The following is a 20,388-nucleotide window of genomic DNA, read 5'->3' on the forward strand; positions in this document are numbered from 1 at the left end:
CTGTCTGTCAGACGTCTCAGAAGAAAGCCTGCAGGCCGGTCTGCGCACGGCCAAGGATCAGTGCATGCACATCATGTGTGCCTTCATAGGTGTTGACCGTTTCCAGATTCGCAGAGTGCCGGATCACATGGAATTCGTCCGCAATACCGTTACCGCCGTGCATGTCACGCGCCAGGCGGGCGATATCCAGCGCCTTGCCGCAATTGTTCCGCTTGACGATGGAAATCATCTCTGGTGCGGCCCGCGCCTCATCCATCAACCGGCCAACCCGCAGGGAAGCCTGCAGACCAAGGGCAATCTCCGTCTGCATATCCGCCAGTTTCTTCTGGAACAGCTGAGTCTGGGCCAGAGGGCGACCGAACTGCTTCCGGTCCAGGCCATATTGCCGGGCCGCATGCCAGCAGAATTCAGCCGAGCCCAGAACACCCCAGGAAATGCCATACCGTGCTCGGTTCAGACATCCGAACGGCCCTTTCAGGCCGGAGACATTCGGAAGCAGCGCCTCTTCCGGTACAACCACACCGTCCAGAACAATTTCACCGGTGATGGACGCCCGCAGAGACTGCTTTCCTTCAATCTTCGGCGCTGTGAGACCCGGCAAGCCCTTGTCCAGAACAAACCCACGGATCTTGCCATCATGAGCATCAGACTTGGCCCAGATGACAAAGACATCAGCAACCGGCGAGTTTGAAATCCACATCTTGGATCCGGTCAGACGATACCCGTCCGAAACCTTCTCGGCCCGCGTTTTCATGCCAGCAGGATCAGACCCCGCATCCGGCTCTGTCAGGCCAAAGCAGCCGATATATTCACCACTGGCAAGCTTGGGCAGATAACGCTGGCGCTGCTCCTCGGAGCCATAGGCATAGATTGGATACATCACCAGCGACGACTGGACGCTCATAGCAGAGCGATAACCGGAATCAACCCGCTCGATTTCCCGCGCCACGAGGCCATAAGTGACGTAGCTTGTACCCGCGCCACCATACTGTTCAGGTGTTGTGGGTCCGAGGAGGCCCAGCTCTCCCATCTCATTCATGATGTCACGATCGAACCGCTCTTCCCGATAGGCGGAAAGCACGCGCGGCATCAGCTTGTCCTGGGCATAGGCGCGCGCTGCGTCTCGCACCATACGCTCTTCTTCGGATAGTTGATCATCCAGATAGAACGGATCGTCCCACTGAAAGGAGCCAAGGTCGGGTCTGTCTTTTGCTTTCAGGTCAGTCATCGCCTTCAACTCCGGGGATCATTCAACATCAAAGCTGACGCCCTGCGCCAAAGGCAGGTCGCGGGAATAGTTGATCGTATTGGTGGCACGCCGCATATAGGCTTTCCAGGCATCCGATCCGGATTCACGACCGCCACCGGTTTCTTTCTCGCCACCGAAAGCACCACCGATCTCTGCACCGGACGGGCCGATATTTACATTGCAGATACCACAGTCAGACCCAGCAGCTGACATGAACTGCTCGGCTTCCCGCATGTCATTGGTAAAGACGGATGATGAAAGCCCCTGCGGAACATCATTGTGAAGCGCAACGGCTTCATCAAAGTCGGAATAGCGCATCACATAGAGAATGGGCGCAAACGTCTCCCGTTTGACCACATCGGCCTGCTCGGAAATCTCAACAATGGCCGGCTGTACATAATAACCATCGCCCGGCCCTTCGACCCGGTCCCCACCCTGTACCGACGCGCCACACGCTCTGGCATCGTCGAGAGCTGTCTGCATGCCGTTGAAGGCCCCTTCATCAACAAGCGGACCGATCAGCGTTCCGGCATCCCGAGGATCACCAATGCTGACAGACTGATAGGCCTTCTTCAGGCGTGGGACCAGGGCATCATAAACATCATCATGGACAATCAGACGACGCAGGGTCGTACAGCGCTGGCCACAGGTTCCCATGGCAGCAAAAGCCACACCACGGAGAACCAGATCCAGATCAGCCGTCGGCGTGATAATCGCCCCGTTATTGCCGCCCAGCTCAAGAATGGAGCGACCAAAGCGAGCCGCAACGCGCGGAGCAACTTCCCGGCCCATGCGGGTCGAGCCCGTTGCCGAGATAAGCGGTACGCGCGTGTCATCGACGAGCTGCTCACCAAGGTCACGACCACCAATGATCAGGCCCAGCAGACCATCCGGTGCGTCGCCAAAGCGATCCAGTGCCCGCTTGAAGATTGCTTCACAGGCCAGCGCAGTCAGCGGCGTCTTCTCAGACGGTTTCCACACAACACTGTTGCCCGCCACCAGGGTCAGAGCCGAATTCCAGGACCAGACAGCCACAGGGAAATTGAATGCCGTAATCACCCCGCAGGCCCCGATCGGGTGCCAGGTTTCCATCATCCGGTGTCCAGGGCGCTCTGTCGCAATCGTGAGACCATAAAGCTGACGGGAGAGACCAACGGCGAAATCACAGATATCGATCATCTCCTGAACTTCGCCCAGGCCTTCCGAAATGATCTTCCCGGCCTCAAGGGTTACAACGCGGCCAAGATCGTCCTTGGAAGCCCGCAGTTCCTCGCCCAGCAGGCGAATGAGTTCACCACGACGGGGTGCCGGGACCTGACGCCAGGCTTTGAACGCGGCATCTGCGTCTTCAATCATCTGCGCCACATCTGCAGCGCTGTGTTCTGCAATCCGCGCCAGCTCGGCCCCATCAACAGGAGACCGGGCAGGCAGAGACCCGCCTTCAAGCCTTGCCAGATCAACACCGATACGGCCTAGAACATCACGGATTTCTACTGCAGACGATTGCATGACACCTCTCAACGGATTCTATTTGGTCGGAGCAAGCCCTGCTCCATAAAGCGTTGCTCCTTTATGCCGTGAAGCAGAACCGGTCACAAACGAATTTACATCAGAAGGTCATGCATTATTGTAATGACCATGACAGTCAATCGCCGCGTCCTCCCCTCCATCAGTGCACTTGCCGCCTTTGAAGCGGCAGCACGGACTCAGAGCTTTACAGAAGCCGCCGAAGAAGTGGGCCTGACACAGGGTGCTGTCAGCCGCCAGATAGCCAGTCTTGAAAGCTTCCTTGGGGTCCGGCTGTTTGACCGGGACCGCCAACGGGTTTATCTGACCAAGGACGGGCGGAGTTATGCGGCCGAAGTGAGACCAGCCCTTCACCGGATCGGCACCGCATCGCTACGCCTGATGGTCTCGAAAGATGGTGCCGGAATTATCAATCTGGCCAGCCTGCCGACCTTCGGGACCCGTTGGCTCATTCCGCGTCTGCCGGACTTCTTTGCAAGCCATCCCGATGTCAGCGTCAATCTGAACACGCGGGTAGAGCCTTTCGATTTTGCCGAGACCGATATCGATGCAGCTATTCACTTCGGTCATGATAACTGGCCAGGCACAGTCGCCACCCGCCTGATGGGAGAAGAGATCATACCGGTCTGCAGCGCTGACTTTCTGAAAAGCCAGGCCATTGCCCAGCCCGCTGACCTCCTGCATTTGCCCCTGCTCCATCAACGGACCCGCCCATCCGCCTGGCTCGACTGGTTCCATGCTCAGGGAATCAGGGTAGACCGCGTTCCCGGAATGCGCTTTGAACAGTTTGCCATGGTGGCTCAGGCAGCCTCTGCTGGCATGGGCATTGCCATTCTGCCAAGATTCCTTGTTGCGGATGAACTCTCCTCGGGCCGCCTTGTGCCGCTCTATTCAAGTGGCATTCGCATGGAGACCGCCTATTACTTTGTCTATCCGGAATGGAACAGCGAAGTACCGGCCATCCTCGCCTTTCGCGACTGGCTGACGACGGAGATGAACGCATTTGAAACAGAACTGGCCCAATGGCCACCACTTGAAGGACGTTTGGATCATGATAGTCACTGAAGCCGTGAGAAGGCGCATGAGCTGCCGGGCTTTCCGTCCCGATCCTGTTCCAGACGACGCGCTGCGGGCGATACTGGAAACCGCACTCTGGTCTCCGTCCGGCAGCAATATGCAGCCCTGGCACATACATGTGGTGCGCGGGGAAAGCCGGAACAAGCTTGTCCAGGCCATCCAGAACCAGTCTCACAAGCTGCCCGATGGCGAAGGATCTGAACTCGCATTCGCTCCATCCCCCCTGCCTGATCCCTACAAAACCCGCTCACGGGAATGCGGCATGGCTCTTTATGAGGCCATAGGCATTGAGCGTTCGGACCGTGCCGGGCGTCTGGCGCAATATGCTCAGAACCTCGCCTTCTTCGGTGCACCGGTTGGTTTGTTTTTCACCGTAGACCGATCGTTTGACAGAGGTCAGTGGGGTGATATCGGCATGCTGATGCAGACAATCATGCTGCTGGCTTGCGAACATGGCCTTGATACCTGCGCCCAGCAAAGCTGGCTGGAATGGCCTCAGACCCTCACAACTCATCTGAGCATTCCAGACAATCATGTGCTCGTTTGCGGCATGTCACTGGGGTATGGCGATGAGACCCATCCGATCAATCAGTGGCGGACCAGACGGGATCCGCTTGAAAACTGTACGACCTTTCACGATTGAGTCTTTGAAACACCAGATCTTGATATTGAATCGACGGGGGTGCTTGAAAATATTCTTTTCAAAGCGAGCTTTTACCCGAAAGGTCTGTCAACTTTTCGGAACCCTGCTGTAGAACAAACAGACAAGACCAGAGAGCAGCTAGCGCTGGCTTGTCTTCATTCTCTATCTCGATTGAAACGGTGTAACGCACGAGAACACGCTCTCCCTCCTGTCGCTTGAGGGAATGCACGCCGAACAAAGCCCGGATACGTTTGCCCGCCCGCACCGGTGCAAGAAAGCGCAGTTTGTCAAAACCGTAGTTCACAGACATGGCGACATTGTCGGGGATAGGCATCGCCTGCCTGCCGAAAAAGGACAACAGCGACAACGTCAGAAAGCCATGCGCAATGGTACCGCCAAATGGCGTCTCCGCAGCCGCACGCTCGGGATCACAATGAATGAACTGATGATCGTCCGAAACAGCCGCAAAGGCATCGATCCGGTCCTGATCAACGAGCAACCAGTCCGATACGAGCGCATCCTGCCCAATCAGCGCCTCAAGATCAGACAGGGGCAGAACCGGCCTTTCTTTCATCAGGATGTCCTGTTGGTGTGTTTGCGCAATTCATGGCGCGCCACCTGACGGCGATGAACGGCATCCGGCCCATCTGCAAACCGCAAGGTCCGGAGATGCATCCACATGCGCGACAGTGGCACATCCTGACTGATGCCGGTGGCACCAAAGATCTGCATGGCCTCATCTACCACTTTCGTTGCCATCTGCGGGCCGATAACCTTGATCTTGGAAATCCAGGGAGCCGCCGCCCGCATGTCGCCCTGATCCATGATCCAGGCTGTCTTCAGGCACAGAAGGCGCGCCATCTCGATCTCCATCCGGCAGTTGGCGATGATGTCGTAATTCCCACCCAGATGCGCAATTGGCTTGCCAAAGGCTTCCCTGTCCAGCGCCCGACGACACATCATCTCAAGTGCCCGCTCCGCCTGACCGATTGCCCGCATGCAATGATGGATACGACCCGGCCCAAGCCGCCCCTGCGCAACCTCGAACCCGCGCCCGCGCCCCAGAACAAGATTGTCTGCAGGAACCCGCACATCGGAAAACCGGATATGCATATGGCCATGTGGCGCATCATCATGACCGAAGATATGCATCGGTCGTAAAATCTCGATACCAGGTGTATCCGCTGGCACCAGAATCTGGGAATGCTGCTGATGCCGGTCGGCGTCCGGATCGGTCATCACCATAACGATATAGAGTGCACAACGCGGATCACCTGCTCCGGATGCCCAGTATTTCTCGCCATTCAAGACCCAGCTATCCCCGTCAAGCCGGGCATCCAGAGAGATATTGGTGGCATCTGACGATGCCACATCCGGCTCCGTCATCAGATAAGCAGAGCGGATTTCACCATTCAGCAAGGGCGTCAGCCAACGCTCTTTCTGGGCTTCCGTGCCATATTTGACCAGCACATCCATATTGCCGGTATCGGGCGCATTACAGTTGAAAATCTCAGGTGCAATATGGGACCAGCCCATCTCTTCCGCCAGATAAGCATAATCCACCGTTGAAAGGGCATGCTCTCCGTGCGCGCCGGTCAGCCAGAAATTCCAAAGCCCCTGCTCACGTGCCCTGGCCTTCAACCCTTCGATGATGTCCAGCTGGCGTGGCGTATGCTCAAACCGCTCACCATTGCGTCCGACCTCGGCAAAATACTCATCCTCCACCGGCAGGATATCCTGCCGCACCATCGTCCTGACAGTCTGGACAAGTCCTTCTGCGTGCTGGGACAGTCTGAAATCCACGGCTCTATCCTGTCATGCCAACAATGTTGTCGAGCCGGTCTTTCAAACGCCGCATACCGCCGATCCATCCATCATAGTCGGACGCCTTGCGTTTGAAATGTTCCTGCACCTGCGGATGCGGCAGGATCATGAAACGCCCCTCCTCAAGCCCCCGGAATGCAGCCTCAGCCACATCTTCGGGCCTGACCATCCCATCAACCGCAACAGAACTGTTGTCTAACCCGGCAATCATGTCCGTCTGCACCCCTTGCGGGCACAGGGCACAGACCTGAATATTGTCCTTACCATGCATGATGGCCAGATTTTCAGCAAAACCAAGGGCTGCATATTTGCTGACCCCATAAGGAGCATTGCCGATCTGGTTCAGGAGCCCGGCCGCAGAAACCGTCATAAGAAACGCACCGCCACCCCGTGCCTTCATACGAGGCACCAGAGCACGGGCCGCATGCACATGGCTCATCACATTGACCTGCCAGCTCTTTTGCCAGACTTCATCGCTGGCGGCAGCACTTTCGTCCGTCAACTCGGCCGGAAAAACAACGCCTGCATTGGAACAATAGAGATCGATCGGGGCGATCTCGTTTTCCACCTGTTCCACCAGTGCTGACACGCTGTCCTGGCTGGCAACATCGACCGCAATGGCCTGAGCACCAAGGCCGCGCGCGGTTTGTCTGGCAGCAGAGAAATCCCGATCAGCAACCACGATATGTGCCGCACCATGATCTGACGCAGCTTCAGCAAGCGCCCGGCCAACACCACGTGCACCACCAGTCACCACGACGGTCTTGCCGGTCAGTTCCATGGATGATCCTCCCCTGTTCTCCCTCGGAGATTATAGGACCCGCATCTCTGACAGAATGCGAATCCGCATTTCCGCCATCATAAGCCGAGACAGGGAGAGGTCAAAAGGTGGAGTACCACAAAGATCTAAAAATCGGTTGGCGCACCGCCCTCTTCTTTTCGTCTGGCGACAAAATCCTGAAGGGATTCAAGGACAGCAGGGTCAATCGGCGGCTCTTCATATTCCGTCAGGAGCTGCTTGTAGACCGCATTGGCCTTGTCATAGGCTGTTGGCTGGCCCGCATCCGCCCAGCTCTCATAATTGCGCCAGTCAGAAATCATCGGCTCATAGAAGGCACTGTCATAGCGGGCCAACGTGTGTGCACAGCCAAAGAAGTGCCCGCCCGGCCCCACTTCCCGCATGGCATCAAGGGCAAGCTCATCCTCATTGACAGCCAGCGGAGACAAGAACTGCGACGCCATCTGCAGAAGATCCGCATCCAGAACCATCTTCTCAAACGAAGCGTGCAGGCCGCCCTCCATCCAGCCGGCTCCATGCATCAACATATTGGTGTGGGCCATTGTTGCACCCCAGAGCGAAAACACGCTCTCATAGGCAGCTTGCGCATCCAGCGTGTTGGCCGCATTGGTGTTGGACGCCCGGAACGGCACTTTATAGCGCCGCGCCAGCTGCCCGCTGAGCAAGGTCGTTTTCATATATTCCGGGGTACCGAAAGCCGGAGCACCTGACCGCATATCCACATTGGATGTAAAACTGCCATAGACGAAGGGCGCGCCTTTGTTGACGGCCTGGGTCAGCACAAGCCCTGCCAGAGCTTCCGCATTCTGCTGGGTGACCGCCCCCGCCAGGGTGACGGGAGCCATGGCACCGGCCAGCGTAAATGGCGTCAGAACAATCGGCTGATTGCGCTGCGCCATCTCAATGATGCCCTGCATCATCGGCGTGTCATGCCTGAGAGGTGAACTGGCATTGATCACGGTAATCACCGATGGCTCACGCATCAGCGTTTCATCGTCAATGTTGCGGGCGCGCTTGACCAGCTCAATCGCATCCAGATTCCGCTCCTTGCCAAGACTGTAGGCATGGATCGCCTTGTCTGACAGGGTCAGCATGTCATAGAGCGCATCCAGGTGACGGACTGATGCGTGAATATCAGCGGGCTCAACCGGATAACCGCCCCAGAGATGAACGGCATTGAGTACCTGCCCGAGCTTGAGGAACTTTCTGTAGTCCTCATGAGTGCCAGTCCTGCGACCACCATCCCGGTCCGCGGCATTCGGCGGGCTGGCAATCGAGCAAACGGCCATTTTGTTGCCGCCAAACTGCAGATTATGCGCCGGGTTCCGGGCATGAAGCGTGAAGGTCTCAGGCGCAAGCCCGATGAATTCCTCAACCAGAGCCGGATCAAACCGTACCCGATCCCCGTCAGGCTGAACATCTGCCCCCGCAGCCTTCAGGATCTCCTTGGCTTCCTCATGGATGAAGTCGATACCGATGTCACTGAGAATGGTCAGCGACGCCTGATGAATCGATTCCAACTGATCATCCGAGACCGCTTTCAGGGCCGGGTAGATATGGGTAGGTTGTTCAAACGGCAATTGCCGGATCTTCTCGACAGCCTTGGCTGTATCCTGTCGGCGGGACCGCCGCCTCCCCCGTGACCGTTCTGCCTGCGCGGATTGATCCGTCATACCCGTTATCCTTATTCACTGCCTCATGTCATGATGAGGTCAGGCCTCCACATCCAGAATTACCTTGCAGGCTTGCCCTGCTCTCAATGCATCAAATCCATCCTGAAACCGCTCGAACGGCAGACGATGGGTAATGACAGGGGAAACATCCAGTCCGCTCTGCAGCATTGAAACCATCTTGTACCAGGTGTCGAACATCTCCCGCCCGTAAATGCCCTTGATGACCAGGCCCTTGAAGATCACCTGATTCCAGTCAATTGCAAAAGGCTCTAGCGGGATGCCGAGAAAACCGATCCGTCCACCATGGTTCATTGCGCCAAGCATGTCCCGGAAAGCGTGGCTGTTGCCGGACATCTCAAGCCCCACATCAAAGCCTTCCCGCATACCAAGATCGGCCATCACATCCTGTAGATTCTCCCGATCAGCCCGAACGGCGCGATTGGCCCCCATCTGCTCAGCAAGTCGGAGGCGCTCGTCATTCATATCGGTCACGACCACATGGCGCGCGCCCACATGTCGGGCTATGGCCGCAGACATCAGACCAATCGGACCAGCACCGGTGATGAGAACATCCTCTCCCACCAGATCAAAGGACAATGAGGTATGAACCGCATTCCCCAGCGGATCGAAAATGGCTGCAATCTCATCCGGAATTTCATCGGGGATCTGATAAAGATTATGCGCTGGCAGAACCACATAATCGGCAAACGCACCGGGGTGATTGACACCAACACCAAGCGTATTGCGGCAAAGATGCTCCCGCCCGGCCCGGCAGTTACGGCAGGTTCCACAGACGATGTGCCCCTCACCGACAACCCGTGCACCCAGCTCGACAGACCGCACATTGGCACCCGTGGCAATCACCGTTCCCACATGCTCATGCCCTGTTACAAGCGGCACCGGAACCGTCTTCTGAGCCCAGTCATCCCAATTGTAGATGTGAACATCAGTCCCGCAAATAGCCACTTTGCGAACCTTGATCAGAACATCATCCGGCCCGGGGTCCGGCAAGGGAACCTCTTCCAGCCACAAGCCTTCCTCCGATTTGGCTTTTACAAGCGCCCGCATATCATGCCCTCCCTTCAAGGATGCCAAGCGACCGCCCAACCCTGCCAAATGCATCAATGGCAAAGTCCAGATCGTCACGGGTCAATGAGGCTGACATCTGGGTACGAATACGAGCCAGGCCTTTCGGCACCACCGGATAGGAAAACGCGGTGACATAGATGCCTTCATCCATCAGCCCCCGCGCCATGGCCTGCGCCTGAACCGCATCACCAATCATCACCGGAATGATCGGATGATCTCCTGGCACCAGGTCAAATCCCTGATCTTCCAGACCTTTGCGGAACCAGGCAGCATGCGAGCGCAATGCTGCGCGCAAATCCTGTCCTTCCCGAACCAGATCCAGCGCCTCAAGGGTAGCTGCGGTAATCATCGGCGCAAGCGCATTGGAAAACAGATAGGGCCTGGCCCGCTGACGCAGCAGATCAATAATCGGCTTCGGTCCAGCAATATATCCGCCAGATGCCCCGCCAAGCGCCTTGCCAAAGGTACCGGATGTCAGGTGAACGCGACCCTCTACGCCTTTGTATTCCGGTGTGCCGCTTCCCCGCTCGCCCATGAAGCCGACGGCATGGGAATCATCCACCATCACCAGTGCATCATGGTCTTCAGCCAGTTGGCAGACAGCCGGGAGATCAGCGACAATGCCATCCATGGAGAAAACGCCATCAGTGACAATCAACCGGTGGCGGGCATCTGAAGCCTCCTGAAGCCTTTCCCGGAGCTCATCCATATTGTTGTTGGCATATCGCAGACGCCGGGCCTTGCAGAGGCGAATGCCATCAATAATAGAGGCATGATTGAGCGCATCTGACAGAACCGCGTCTTCCGGCCCAAGCACCGTTTCGAAAATCGCCGCATTGGCGTCAAAGCAGGACGAGAACAGGATCGCATCCTCATAGCCAAGATAGTCGGCCAGGCTCGTTTCAAGCTCCCGATGCAAGTCCTGCGTACCGCAAATGAAACGGACAGACGCCACACCGAACCCATGGCTATCCAGCGTATCCTTAGCAGCATCAATCAGCCGTTGATTATCAGCCAGTCCAAGATAGTTGTTGGCACAGAGGTTCAGCAGTCTAGAGCCATCTGAGAGCTCAATATGCGCACTCTGCGGGGAACGGATCGGCCGTTCGGTCTTGTAGAGACCGTCCGCTTCTATGGACGACAGCTGATTACGGGCAAAATCGACAAGGGATCTGGACATGACATCCTCTGAATTTCACTATCCTGAACTATTTCAATATATAGAAAATTCTGTCAAGCCTATTGCTGCCCAAACAGGCTGATTACCTCACAACGCTCCATATTGTGATGGCAACGCAATCATCAGCACGGCCCGCGCCGGACCATCACCCGCATTTCGGATCACATGTGGCTGATCCGCATCATAACGCACTGTATCCCCCTCTCTCAATACAACGCGGGTTTCCTGGACCTCCACTTCCAGAAGGCCGGAGAGGCAACTCAGATGTTCATAGGTTCCACGGGCATGGGCATTGGATGCAAGGACACCGCCAGCGTCAGCCTGCAGATCATACCACTCCACCGGAAGAACTGTGCCGCGCGGCGGGCTGAGCATACGCAACAGAACACGGCCATCAGCGCTGGTTTTTGTCGGGGTGGAATAGGCCGCCTGAAAATCCACCATGGTTTGCGGCGCAGATGCTCCACCTGCCAGCTCGTTCATATCAAGTCCCAGAGCCTGCGTCAGATTCCAGACCACAGAGAAGGTCGGATTCACCAGTCCCCGCTCGATCTGAGACAGCATGGATTTCGATAACCGGGCCCGCGTTGCCACCTGATCAAGCGTCAGGGACAAATCCTTTCGCTTCTGTCGGAGGATAGCACCAAGGGCTGGCGGCGGCGCGAAGGCATCGGTCATGCTGATCTCTGTTCAATATCTTGAATTTACTCACTATACCGAACAGAGATCAGAATGCGAGGCAAAAAGAAAGGGGCCTGGAAGAGCCCCTTTCCTCAACATGTTTCAGGCAGACCTTACTCGGCGGCCTGATTGTCATGGACCTTGATCACCGGCTCCATCTCCTTGAGCGTTTCTTCACTCAGATGACAGGCAATCCTGTGTCCTTCTCCCATATCCCGCAACGGTGCCTGCTCCACATCACACGTGCCCGGAATCATATAAGGACAACGGGTAGAGAACGGACAGCCGCTCGGTGGATTGGTGGGTGATGGAATTTCACCGGTCAGAACCACCTTACGCTTCTCAATGGATGTGTCGGCAATCGGCACCGCAGACAGAAGCGCTTCCGTATACGGATGATAAGGCGGCGCGAAGATATCGTCTGTGCGCCCCTGCTCCATGATCTTGCCGAGATACATCACCACGATACGGTCAGACAGATAACGCACCACCGACAGGTCATGACTGATGAACAGCATGGTCGTCCGGTTGTCCCGCTGGATGTCCATCAGCAGCTCTGTCACCGCAGCCTGAACCGACACATCAAGCGCTGAAACCGGTTCATCGGCAATCACAATGTCCGGATGGCCCGCAAAGGCACGGGCAATGCCGATTCTCTGCTTTTGCCCGCCTGACAACTGCCGCGGCCTGCGTCTTGCGAAGTCTCTCGGCAGCTTGACGATATCCAAGAGTTCAAAGACACGGTCGCGCACCTTGTCTTCATCGGATTCAATGCCAAACTTCCGGATCACCCGCGCAATCTGGGAGCCCACCGTATGGGAAGGATTGAGCGTGTCAAACGGGTTCTGGAACACCATTTGCAAACGTGAGATCGTTTTCGGATCACGCTTGTCAACTGGTAGCCCGCCAAGTTCCAGATCACCCATATAGACACCACCATCGGTGGATTCCTCAAGCCCCATCAGAACCCGGGCAAAGGTGGATTTGCCACAGCCGGATTCACCCACAATGGCAACGGTTTCGGCCTCACGCGCATTGAAGTTGAGATCCTGATTGGCTTTCACCGTCTTTGCCGGGCCTATGCCCAGAAGACCGCCAGCGGCGATCTCGTAATGCTTGGTCAGGTCCTCGACCTTCAGCACCACGTCGCCCGCCTCAACCACTTCGCGTTCAGTATGCTTGATTTCCTGGACGCCCCAGTCAATCTCCCGGAACCGGGCACACCGCGTATGATGGCGATCGCCAGAGCCCGTATCCTGCATGGAGATCAGGCCCTGCTCGCAGACGCTGGCATCGAAGTGGTCACAGCGCGGCCCGAAATAGCACCCGTTCGGCCGCTCATGCGGCAAGGGCAATTGACCGCGAATGGACTGCAACGGGCGCGCATTCTTATCCGCTCCAGGCACAGGAATGGAGCCGAACAGGCCACGGGTATAAGGGTGACGCATCTCATCAAATACGTCCTCCACCTGGCCCACTTCCACAGCCTCACCGGAATACATCACTGTAATCCGGTCACAGGTTTCGAGAATGAGGCCGAGGTTATGGGAAATATAGATCATGGATGTCCCGAACTTCTTCGAGATATCCTTGATCAGATCCACAATACCCGCCTCAACGGTCACATCCAGTGCCGTGGTCGGTTCATCAAGCAGCAGAAGCTTCGGATTGGACAGCAGTGCCATGGCAATCACCACGCGCTGCTGCTGGCCGCCCGAAATCTGGTGAGGATAGGAATCCATGATCCGCTGAGGGTCCGGCAGGCGCACACTGGCCAGCATCTCTTTCGAGCGTTCCCTGGCCTCTTCTTCTGATACGCCTTCATGATAAATCGGCACTTCAGCAAGCTGGTCGCCAATCTTCATGGACGGGTTCAGAGATGCCATGGGCTCCTGATACACCATGGCGATGTCAGAGCCGCGGATCTGCCGCAGCTCCTCCTGGCTCATGGTGCGCATATCACGACCATTAAAGAGGATTTCCCCTTCAACCACCCGACCGTTCTTGCCCATATGCTGCATGATGGCCAGAGCCACCGTCGACTTCCCGCAGCCGGATTCCCCAACGATACCATGGGCTTCCCCTGGCATCAGTTTGAGGTTGAAGTCGACCACCGCCGGAATCTCGCCTGCTCTCACAAAATAGGAGATGGAGACATTACGGCATTCGAGAATTGGGGTTTGTTCCGTCATATCATCTCTCCCGATCAATCTCTAAGGCTCATCTCACGCAGACCGTCAGCCATCAGATTGAAGCCGAGGATCAGCGTCATCACCGACACAGCCGGAATGATCAGCATGTAAGAGAACTTGAACAGAAGAGCGACATTCTTCGCTTCACGGATCATCAGACCCCAGTCCGGATCAGGCGGCTGAAGACCAAGACCAAGGAAGGTCAGGGTCGTAATCGCAACCGTCGTGTAACCGAGACGCAGGCAGGCATCAACGATGATCGGGCCACGCACATTGGGCAGAAGCTCGACAATCATGATCCAGAGTGGATGTTCACCGCGCGTCTGCGCAGCAAACACATAGTCCCTGCTCTTGATATCAAGCGCCAGCCCCCGAACGATACGCATCACGGCAGGCGCTGAAGCGAACGTCACCGCCACAACGATGTTGAACCCGCTTGGACCGAGATAGTTCAGGATGATGATAAACAGCACCATCACCGGGAAGGACAGGAAGATGTTCCCGATAAAGGAGATCACCTCATCCCACCAACCGGCAATGTAACCAGCAACCAGACCAAGGAATGATCCGATGACATAGGCAACAAGTGTTGCAGTTACGCCCCAGACAATCACACGCTGGCAGCCCCAGAGTGTTCTCGCCAGGATATCGCGACCCTTGTGGTCAGCACCCAGCATGAAAAACACATCTCGCTTCTCACTGAATGGCGTTGCAAAAGGCGCAATCGGCTTGTTGGGGTCAAGAATGATCCCGGTCGCCTGCAAGTAGGGTGCTGTTACGGCCATCAACAGCCAGAACATCACCAGAGTGAGGCCAATCCGGGCAATCGTCGATTCATGCCAGGCGGCCATCAATGTCACATAAAGCAGGATCGTTGCAGGCACCGCTGGTGCCAGCAGGATCATGCCTGCGGTCTGGCTGAGCGCAGAACCGGACATGACAAAGATCATCAGTGGAAACCACATCAGCGCGAGCATCAGCATCATCGGCTTCGGCTCTTTCAATTGCTCCAGAAGAGGAATTGAATCGGTGGTCGTATCAGTCGTACTCATCATAACCTCCCGATCAACTGAAGCGAATGCGCGGATTGAGGAACGTATAGCCGATATCCGAAATAATCTGGGTGGATACGGCCACGAAGACGGCAACCAGCGTTGCTGCCTGGATCACATAGATATCTCCGAACAGGGCAGCTTCGAGGATCATCTTCCCGAATCCGTCATATTCAAAGAACACCTCAACAACCACGACACCGGACAACAGCCAGGTCATGTAGAGAACAATCACCGTAAACGGCGCAATCAGGGCGTTACGTAACGCATGCTTCATGATGATGCGCTTGTAAGGCAGCCCCTTCAGGATAGCCGTACGGATATATTGTGACGTCATCACTTCAGCCATGGATGCACGGGTCATACGGGCGATATAGCCGGTACCATAAAGAACCAGCGTCGCCACCGGCAGAACCAGCTGCGCACCTTCAAAGCCGTTCAGCATGGCCGACTTGCCAGGCAACCAGCCAAGTCCAAGCGCAAAGACAACAGTCAGAATGATAGCTGTGGCAATTTCTGGGAATGACGTGGTCGCAACTGACAGGAACGAGATGGCCCTGTCCTGAAACGATCCCTCCTTCATTCCCGCCAGCACCCCTAGGGTTAGCGATAACGGTATGAGGATCGCAAAGACCCAGAAGGCCAGAATCCCCGTATTCGCCAATCGGTCAGCCAGCAGACCAGCAACAGGCCGGTTCTTTTCCCAGGATTGTCCGAAATCCCCTTGGAAAATATTGACCACCCAGGTGCCAAATCGCTCGTGAAATGGCACATTCAGACCTTTCTTCTCCAACCAGGCCTGATAATCAGCCTCGGTCAGGGAAGACAGTCCGAAATTGCCCAGTTCCTGCACAGCAATCTGCTGCTTGAACTTATCGGTGTCAAAAATGATAAACAGGATCAGTGAAATAACAGCCATAATCGCTGCCATCTGCACCAGGCGGCGGAAGATCAGCTTTAGCATGAATGTCCCCGGCTTGCCGTACACGACGGAGCAAAGCGTATTGTTGCCGTTCTGCTACGCGAACGGTCGTTCTTGTTAATGCTTTGCCCGTTTACGAATGAGCCCCGGAACACTCCGTTCCAGGGCTCCTGTTATCAGCAGTAGGCTTTAGCCAACCCAGACCTTGTTGAACTGGTGATACTGCGTCGGATGTGGAGGCCATCCGTGAACCTTCTTGGATGCAATGGTAAAGACCGGACGCCAGAACGGCTGCACCATGATTGCATCGTCCTGAAGAATGCCTTCCACTTTTTCCATGAGTGCACGACGTTTCTCAACATCCACCTCAGCTTCAGCAGCATTAAGTGCCGCTTCCCACTCAGGATTGTCATAGTGCGTCTCGTTCCACGGCACACCCGCACGATAGGCGAGTGACAGAACCATGGTACCAAGCGGACGGTGTGTCCAGGCGGTTGCACCAAAGGCCGTCTTGTCCCAGATTTCCCAGAACTTGGACGCTGGCAGCACATTGATGTTCAGCTTGATACCGGCTTCCGCGAGCTGATCCCTCAGGATCTCACAAACTGCCTGATGCCAAGGGCCATCCGTATTACCGGTATCAATGGTGATCTCCAGACCGTCTCCGTGACCGGCTTCAGCCAGAAGTGCCTTTGCCTTGGCAACATCACGCTTCTGCTTGGGCAGAGCGTAATATTCCGGATGGATCGGTGCGACGTGATGATCTTCAGCTGGCGTCGCAAGACCCTGGAAGACAAGATCGTTGTAGACATCATGATCCACGGCAGCCTGGATAGCCTGACGGACTTTCTTGTTGTCAAACGGAGGCTTGTCGATCTGGAAACGCAGAATAAGCGTCTGGGCTGTCTTAGCAGCAATCACATCGCCCTCAAGAACCTTCGCAAGCTCAAGCTGCTCGATACCAAACTCGTAAATGCCATCCACGTCACCAGACGCAAATGCGGTCAGCTGGTTGTCGGCATCAAAGTTGTAGTAGTGAATTTCATCCACATAGACATCACCACCCCAATATTCACCATCACGGCGCTTGAGGATACACTTGTCTCCCACAACAAGCTCGGTCAGTTCATAAGGACCAGTACCGATCGGATTGTCGGAGAATGGCGGCTTGAAGCTCCGGTGCAGCATGGCTGTCGGGTAATTGTAAAAATTCTCCGGAATAGCCAGAGCAGCCTGCTTCAGATTAAGCCGGATGGTGTGATCGTCAATTTTCTCGACGCCCTTCTCCACCATACGCTTGGTGCCATCTACTTCCTCGACCATTGCGCCGAAAAGGCCAATATTTGAGGAACCGATATCCGGATCGAACCAGCGGGTAATGGTAAAAACCACATCATCGGCGGTGAAATCATCACCATTATTCCACTTCACACCCTTACGGAGTTTGAAGGTCCAGGTCTTAAGGTCATCAGATGCTTCCCAGCTTTCCGCCAGCATCGGACGGGTAATATTGTTCGCATCTGTGAAGGTTAGGTACTCAAGAACATGACGGGACTGGTTTGCCATCTGCAGCCAAGAGTACGATGCAGGGTCTTCCATTTTCTGGATCTGCATGGCCACCTTCAGAACGCCACCCTTTTTGGCATTCGGATCATCCGGAGCAAACGGCAGGTTATCCGCTGCCATGGCTGGCGCCGACAGTCCCGCCATCGAATAAGCCGCTGTTGCGCTGACACCCAGAAGGGCGGCAATCCGAACAAATTCACGGCGATCCATTTCGCCGGACTTCATAAGGCTCTCGGCCTCACGAACCTTCGGATGCAAACGGCCAGTGTGGTTGTGATGAGAAGTCATATTGGGATTTATCCTCCGCTTAACGGCAGTTAATCATGCCTTGTTCCTTCAGCGTTTTGCCGCGCTTGCCCCTCCTCCTGGTCAATAACGCGCAAAGCAAAGATCGCTTCGGCCAGAATTAAACACGCAGAAGCATTCAAAGATCAACAGTCTATGGACAGTTTTTTTGATTTCTGTACACAATTGTCCTGATCTCGACAGACACCATCCCGTTCCCGGCAGCAACAGTTACCAGGGAAGTGCTTGCCTTTTACAAAGCATCAAATCTACCAAACGAAATAAAGCATGAATTTCAGAATCTTATCAGATCCGCTTCGTCCATAGCAGCGCGTCACGGGTTTTTGACCGTTTCACCAGACGCCAACCCGACCGGTCACGGCAAAAGCACTACCAGGAAAATAATCGATTCAAGCTGCTCAGCGTCTAGACATCTTTGGAACATAGAGCTGGGAATAGGCCCGACGGACGGCACTGGTTGCTTCTTCACTCCGCCGCTCGATATGACGCCTCATTGCATCAGCGGCCTGGTCCGGCGCACGTGTCTGGATCGATTCGACAATGGCACGATGATCGGTTGGTGTAACCGTTCTCCGATCTTCCATATCAATCCATCTTATATAACGAATGCGGGCGTTGATATTATCAAGCATCCTGACCAGTTCTTCATTGCCGGAAAGGCGCGCAAGCTTCAGATGGAAACACTCATCAATGCCCACCAGTTCCTTTGGCTCCAGATCGCCGGAATAATCCTTCTCCACACCATCCAGATAGGCTGACAGGTCAGCTATCGCTTCATCCGACGCCCGCTGACAGGCAAGACGTGCGGCTTCGCACTCAATCGCAGCCCTCACCTCATAGAGATCAAGGATTTCATCGGGATCGAGAGAACGACAGAAGAAGCCCTTACCGGTCTGGAATGTCAGAAACCCCTCTGCCACAAGCCGGTTCAACGCCTCACGGACCGGCGTACGACTGGCACCAAGCGTGCGCGCAAGAGCGCCCTCATTAATCCGCTCATCCGGTTTTATCTCGAACGACGCAGCCATCAGGCGCACTTGCTCATAGATCCGGTCGACACTGCTCGGTTGTCTGGCTTCCATTCATATTCTCTCTGTCAGCGATCAACAGTCTCAGACTACAGGCCGGACAATCAACCGCAAAACCTATTGTGGACAGACTTGAATACGATACTTTCAACCCTGCATAACGCACAACACAGGCTTTCCTATAGCAGCAAATGCCGAACTTGCGCAGCAATTATCCAAAGCCTGCAAATTCCAATTGATCTGCAAGATGTTAAGGCGCACTCTGTCCTTGACGGCCCAGACATCAAACAGAGCGCCGAAAAGAGTAAACTGGAGTGTAGCCATGTCCCGGAAACCGGCGGAGAATGTTGTCGTTATCGGTGCTGGTATCAATGGCATATCAACAGGTATCTGGCTGAGACGGGCGGGCAAAGCCGTTACAGTGATTGACAGGCTTGCCCCCGGCGAAGGTGCGTCTCATGGCAATGCCGGTATTCTGGCGGCTTGCGCGATTGTGCCTGTCACTGAACCGGGCCTCATCACCAAAGCCCCGGGTATGGTGATCAGACCGTCTTCTCCATTGTTTCTCAAATGGCCCTATATACCGCGCATGATCCCGTGGCTGCTGCGTTATCTGTCGCACGCCAATACGGCAGATACCACCCGCATTACCAACCACCTGGCTCCTGTTGCCATGGACACAGTGGAGCAGCACAAGGCGCTGGCCGAAAATACAGAAGCGGAGCACTGGCTGCAGGAGTCAGACTATGTTTTTGCCTACGCCTCCGCCGAAGCCCATGAAAAGGACCGGTTTGGCTGGAGCTTGAGAGAACAGGCGGGCTTTCAGCCACAAATTCTCGATGGCGATGACGTCCGGGCCTATGATCCGAATTTCGGGCCCTCCGTCAATCGACTGGTCGTTATGGGGCAGCATGGCTATGTGCGCAGCCCAGGTCTTTATGTAAAAGCTCTGGCCAAACATTTTGAAGCACTGGGCGGCACACTCGTCAAAGCCGATGTGAAAGACTTCGACATCACAGATGGTACAGTCAAAGCGGCTCTCACCGATCAGGGACGCTTCCCCTGCGACGCTCTTGTCCTCGCCACCGGGGCCTGGTCAAAAGCCCTGACGCAGAAGTTGGGCCTGACTGTACCTCTTGAAAGTGAACGCGGCTATCATGTCATCCTCAAAAACGCCCGTGGCGGCCCCAAGGTCCCGAGCATGATTGCAGCATCAAAATTCGTTGCAACACCAATGGAAGATGGTCTTCGCTGTGCCGGGCTGGTGGAATTTGGCGGCCTCGAAGCCTCCCCGTCAACAGCTCCAATCGAACTGCTTATGCGTGGTGTTCGCACGGCCTTCCCGCAAATTGACTATGACGAGACCGAAGAATGGCTTGGCCATCGCCCTGCTCCGACCGACAGCCTGCCACTGATAGGTGAGCTCAACAGCTGCAAGGGTGCCTATACCGCCTTCGGTCATCAGCATATCGGCCTGACCTGTGGCGCGAAGACCGGCAGACTGGTCGCCGACATGATTGCAGACAAAGGCATCAATCTGGACATGAAACCTTACGACCCGAACCGGTTCAGATAAAAAG

Annotated in this window: 17 protein-coding genes; 3 read left to right on the top strand and 14 right to left on the bottom strand. The window is 55.6% G+C overall.

Annotated features, from left to right (window positions below; translation table 11 throughout):
• Positions 1 to 16: 16 nt before the first annotated feature.
• Both RA157_RS00545 and amaB read right to left on the bottom strand, forming a co-directional pair.
• Positions 17 to 1,228 carry an acyl-CoA dehydrogenase gene (locus RA157_RS00545; protein ID WP_350334539.1) on the bottom strand — a complete coding sequence of 404 codons (1,212 nt, stop codon included), beginning with the start codon at positions 1,226 to 1,228 and terminating at the stop codon, positions 17 to 19.
• A gap of 18 nt (positions 1,229 to 1,246) precedes the next feature.
• Positions 1,247 to 2,758, bottom strand: a complete 1,512-nt coding sequence (amaB, locus tag RA157_RS00550) for an L-piperidine-6-carboxylate dehydrogenase (protein ID WP_350334540.1) — start codon at positions 2,756 to 2,758, stop codon at positions 1,247 to 1,249.
• A 123-nt stretch (positions 2,759 to 2,881) separates the two neighbouring features.
• Between amaB and RA157_RS00555 the strand changes: the two genes are divergently transcribed.
• Together RA157_RS00555 and RA157_RS00560 are read left to right on the top strand one after the other, a co-directional pair.
• Complete coding sequence (locus RA157_RS00555) at positions 2,882 to 3,841, top strand: LysR family transcriptional regulator (protein WP_350334541.1); 960 nt, start codon at positions 2,882 to 2,884, stop codon at positions 3,839 to 3,841.
• Positions 3,828 to 4,496, top strand: coding sequence for a nitroreductase (locus tag RA157_RS00560; RefSeq protein WP_350334542.1), 669 nt, complete (start codon positions 3,828 to 3,830; stop codon positions 4,494 to 4,496). The genes RA157_RS00555 and RA157_RS00560 overlap by 14 nt, the downstream gene beginning before the upstream one ends.
• Positions 4,497 to 4,554: 58 nt before the next feature.
• Here RA157_RS00560 and RA157_RS00565 read toward each other — a convergent pair whose 3' ends face one another.
• The 12 genes from RA157_RS00565 to RA157_RS00620 all read right to left on the bottom strand — a co-directional run bounded on the left by RA157_RS00565 (position 4,555) and on the right by RA157_RS00620 (position 18,862).
• A complete protein-coding gene (locus tag RA157_RS00565) occupies positions 4,555 to 5,070 on the bottom strand; it encodes a MaoC family dehydratase (RefSeq protein ID WP_350334543.1) in 516 nt (171 codons plus the stop codon).
• Complete coding sequence (locus RA157_RS00570; RefSeq protein WP_350334544.1) at positions 5,070 to 6,299, bottom strand: acyl-CoA dehydrogenase family protein; 1,230 nt, start codon at positions 6,297 to 6,299, stop codon at positions 5,070 to 5,072. Before RA157_RS00570 ends, RA157_RS00565 begins: the two co-directional genes overlap by 1 nt.
• Before the next feature lie 4 nt (positions 6,300 to 6,303).
• Positions 6,304 to 7,101: an SDR family NAD(P)-dependent oxidoreductase gene (locus RA157_RS00575; protein WP_350334545.1), complete on the bottom strand. Its 798-nt coding sequence runs from the start codon at positions 7,099 to 7,101 to the stop codon at positions 6,304 to 6,306.
• Between the two features lie 125 nt (positions 7,102 to 7,226).
• Entirely contained in the window at positions 7,227 to 8,792 is a 1,566-nt protein-coding gene (locus RA157_RS00580) for a trimethylamine methyltransferase family protein (RefSeq protein ID WP_350334546.1), read from the bottom strand.
• Positions 8,793 to 8,831: 39 nt separating this feature from the next.
• On the bottom strand, positions 8,832 to 9,860 hold the full coding sequence (tdh, locus tag RA157_RS00585; protein WP_350334547.1) for an L-threonine 3-dehydrogenase: 1,029 nt from the start codon (positions 9,858 to 9,860) through the stop codon (positions 8,832 to 8,834).
• A gap of 1 nt (position 9,861) precedes the next feature.
• The gene (locus RA157_RS00590) at positions 9,862 to 11,061 is read right to left on the bottom strand and encodes a glycine C-acetyltransferase (protein WP_350334548.1); all 1,200 of its coding nucleotides are present in this window, start codon (positions 11,059 to 11,061) and stop codon (positions 9,862 to 9,864) included.
• 87 nt (positions 11,062 to 11,148) lie between these two features.
• Complete coding sequence (locus tag RA157_RS00595; protein WP_350334549.1) at positions 11,149 to 11,739, bottom strand: helix-turn-helix domain-containing protein; 591 nt, start codon at positions 11,737 to 11,739, stop codon at positions 11,149 to 11,151.
• A gap of 116 nt (positions 11,740 to 11,855) precedes the next feature.
• Positions 11,856 to 13,934, bottom strand: coding sequence for an ABC transporter ATP-binding protein (locus tag RA157_RS00600; RefSeq protein WP_350334550.1), 2,079 nt, complete (start codon positions 13,932 to 13,934; stop codon positions 11,856 to 11,858).
• Positions 13,935 to 13,948: 14 nt separating this feature from the next.
• Positions 13,949 to 14,989 carry an ABC transporter permease gene (locus RA157_RS00605; RefSeq protein WP_350334551.1) on the bottom strand — a complete coding sequence of 347 codons (1,041 nt, stop codon included), beginning with the start codon at positions 14,987 to 14,989 and terminating at the stop codon, positions 13,949 to 13,951.
• 10 nt (positions 14,990 to 14,999) lie between these two features.
• The gene (locus RA157_RS00610; RefSeq protein WP_350334552.1) at positions 15,000 to 15,950 is read right to left on the bottom strand and encodes an ABC transporter permease; all 951 of its coding nucleotides are present in this window, start codon (positions 15,948 to 15,950) and stop codon (positions 15,000 to 15,002) included.
• A gap of 147 nt (positions 15,951 to 16,097) precedes the next feature.
• The gene (locus RA157_RS00615) at positions 16,098 to 17,762 is read right to left on the bottom strand and encodes an ABC transporter substrate-binding protein (protein WP_350334553.1); all 1,665 of its coding nucleotides are present in this window, start codon (positions 17,760 to 17,762) and stop codon (positions 16,098 to 16,100) included.
• 416 nt (positions 17,763 to 18,178) lie between these two features.
• On the bottom strand, positions 18,179 to 18,862 hold the full coding sequence (locus RA157_RS00620) for a GntR family transcriptional regulator (protein ID WP_350334554.1): 684 nt from the start codon (positions 18,860 to 18,862) through the stop codon (positions 18,179 to 18,181).
• A gap of 268 nt (positions 18,863 to 19,130) precedes the next feature.
• Here RA157_RS00620 and RA157_RS00625 point away from each other — a divergent pair, with 268 nt between their 5' ends.
• On the top strand, positions 19,131 to 20,384 hold the full coding sequence (locus RA157_RS00625; RefSeq protein WP_350334555.1) for an NAD(P)/FAD-dependent oxidoreductase: 1,254 nt from the start codon (positions 19,131 to 19,133) through the stop codon (positions 20,382 to 20,384).
• Positions 20,385 to 20,388: the final 4 nt, after the last annotated feature.

Origin of the sequence: Coralliovum pocilloporae, assembly GCF_030845175.1 — a bacterium.
In the GTDB taxonomy this organism is placed as follows: Bacteria; Pseudomonadota; Alphaproteobacteria; order Rhizobiales; family Cohaesibacteraceae; genus Coralliovum; species Coralliovum pocilloporae.

Coding starts and splice junctions, on each gene's coding strand:
- RA157_RS00545 (WP_350334539.1), bottom strand. CDS start 1,228: ATGACTGACCTGAAAGCAAAAGACAGACCCGACCTTGGCTCCTTTCAG.
- amaB (WP_350334540.1), bottom strand. CDS start 2,758: ATGCAATCGTCTGCAGTAGAAATCCGTGATGTTCTAGGCCGTATCGGT.
- RA157_RS00555 (WP_350334541.1), top strand. CDS start 2,882: ATGACCATGACAGTCAATCGCCGCGTCCTCCCCTCCATCAGTGCACTT.
- RA157_RS00560 (WP_350334542.1), top strand. CDS start 3,828: ATGATAGTCACTGAAGCCGTGAGAAGGCGCATGAGCTGCCGGGCTTTC.
- RA157_RS00565 (WP_350334543.1), bottom strand. CDS start 5,070: ATGAAAGAAAGGCCGGTTCTGCCCCTGTCTGATCTTGAGGCGCTGATT.
- RA157_RS00575 (WP_350334545.1), bottom strand. CDS start 7,101: ATGGAACTGACCGGCAAGACCGTCGTGGTGACTGGTGGTGCACGTGGT.
- RA157_RS00580 (WP_350334546.1), bottom strand. CDS start 8,792: ATGACGGATCAATCCGCGCAGGCAGAACGGTCACGGGGGAGGCGGCGG.
- tdh (WP_350334547.1), bottom strand. CDS start 9,860: ATGCGGGCGCTTGTAAAAGCCAAATCGGAGGAAGGCTTGTGGCTGGAA.
- RA157_RS00590 (WP_350334548.1), bottom strand. CDS start 11,061: ATGTCCAGATCCCTTGTCGATTTTGCCCGTAATCAGCTGTCGTCCATA.
- RA157_RS00595 (WP_350334549.1), bottom strand. CDS start 11,739: ATGACCGATGCCTTCGCGCCGCCGCCAGCCCTTGGTGCTATCCTCCGA.
- RA157_RS00600 (WP_350334550.1), bottom strand. CDS start 13,934: ATGACGGAACAAACCCCAATTCTCGAATGCCGTAATGTCTCCATCTCC.
- RA157_RS00605 (WP_350334551.1), bottom strand. CDS start 14,989: ATGATGAGTACGACTGATACGACCACCGATTCAATTCCTCTTCTGGAG.
- RA157_RS00610 (WP_350334552.1), bottom strand. CDS start 15,950: ATGCTAAAGCTGATCTTCCGCCGCCTGGTGCAGATGGCAGCGATTATG.
- RA157_RS00615 (WP_350334553.1), bottom strand. CDS start 17,762: ATGACTTCTCATCACAACCACACTGGCCGTTTGCATCCGAAGGTTCGT.
- RA157_RS00620 (WP_350334554.1), bottom strand. CDS start 18,862: ATGGAAGCCAGACAACCGAGCAGTGTCGACCGGATCTATGAGCAAGTG.
- RA157_RS00625 (WP_350334555.1), top strand. CDS start 19,131: ATGTCCCGGAAACCGGCGGAGAATGTTGTCGTTATCGGTGCTGGTATC.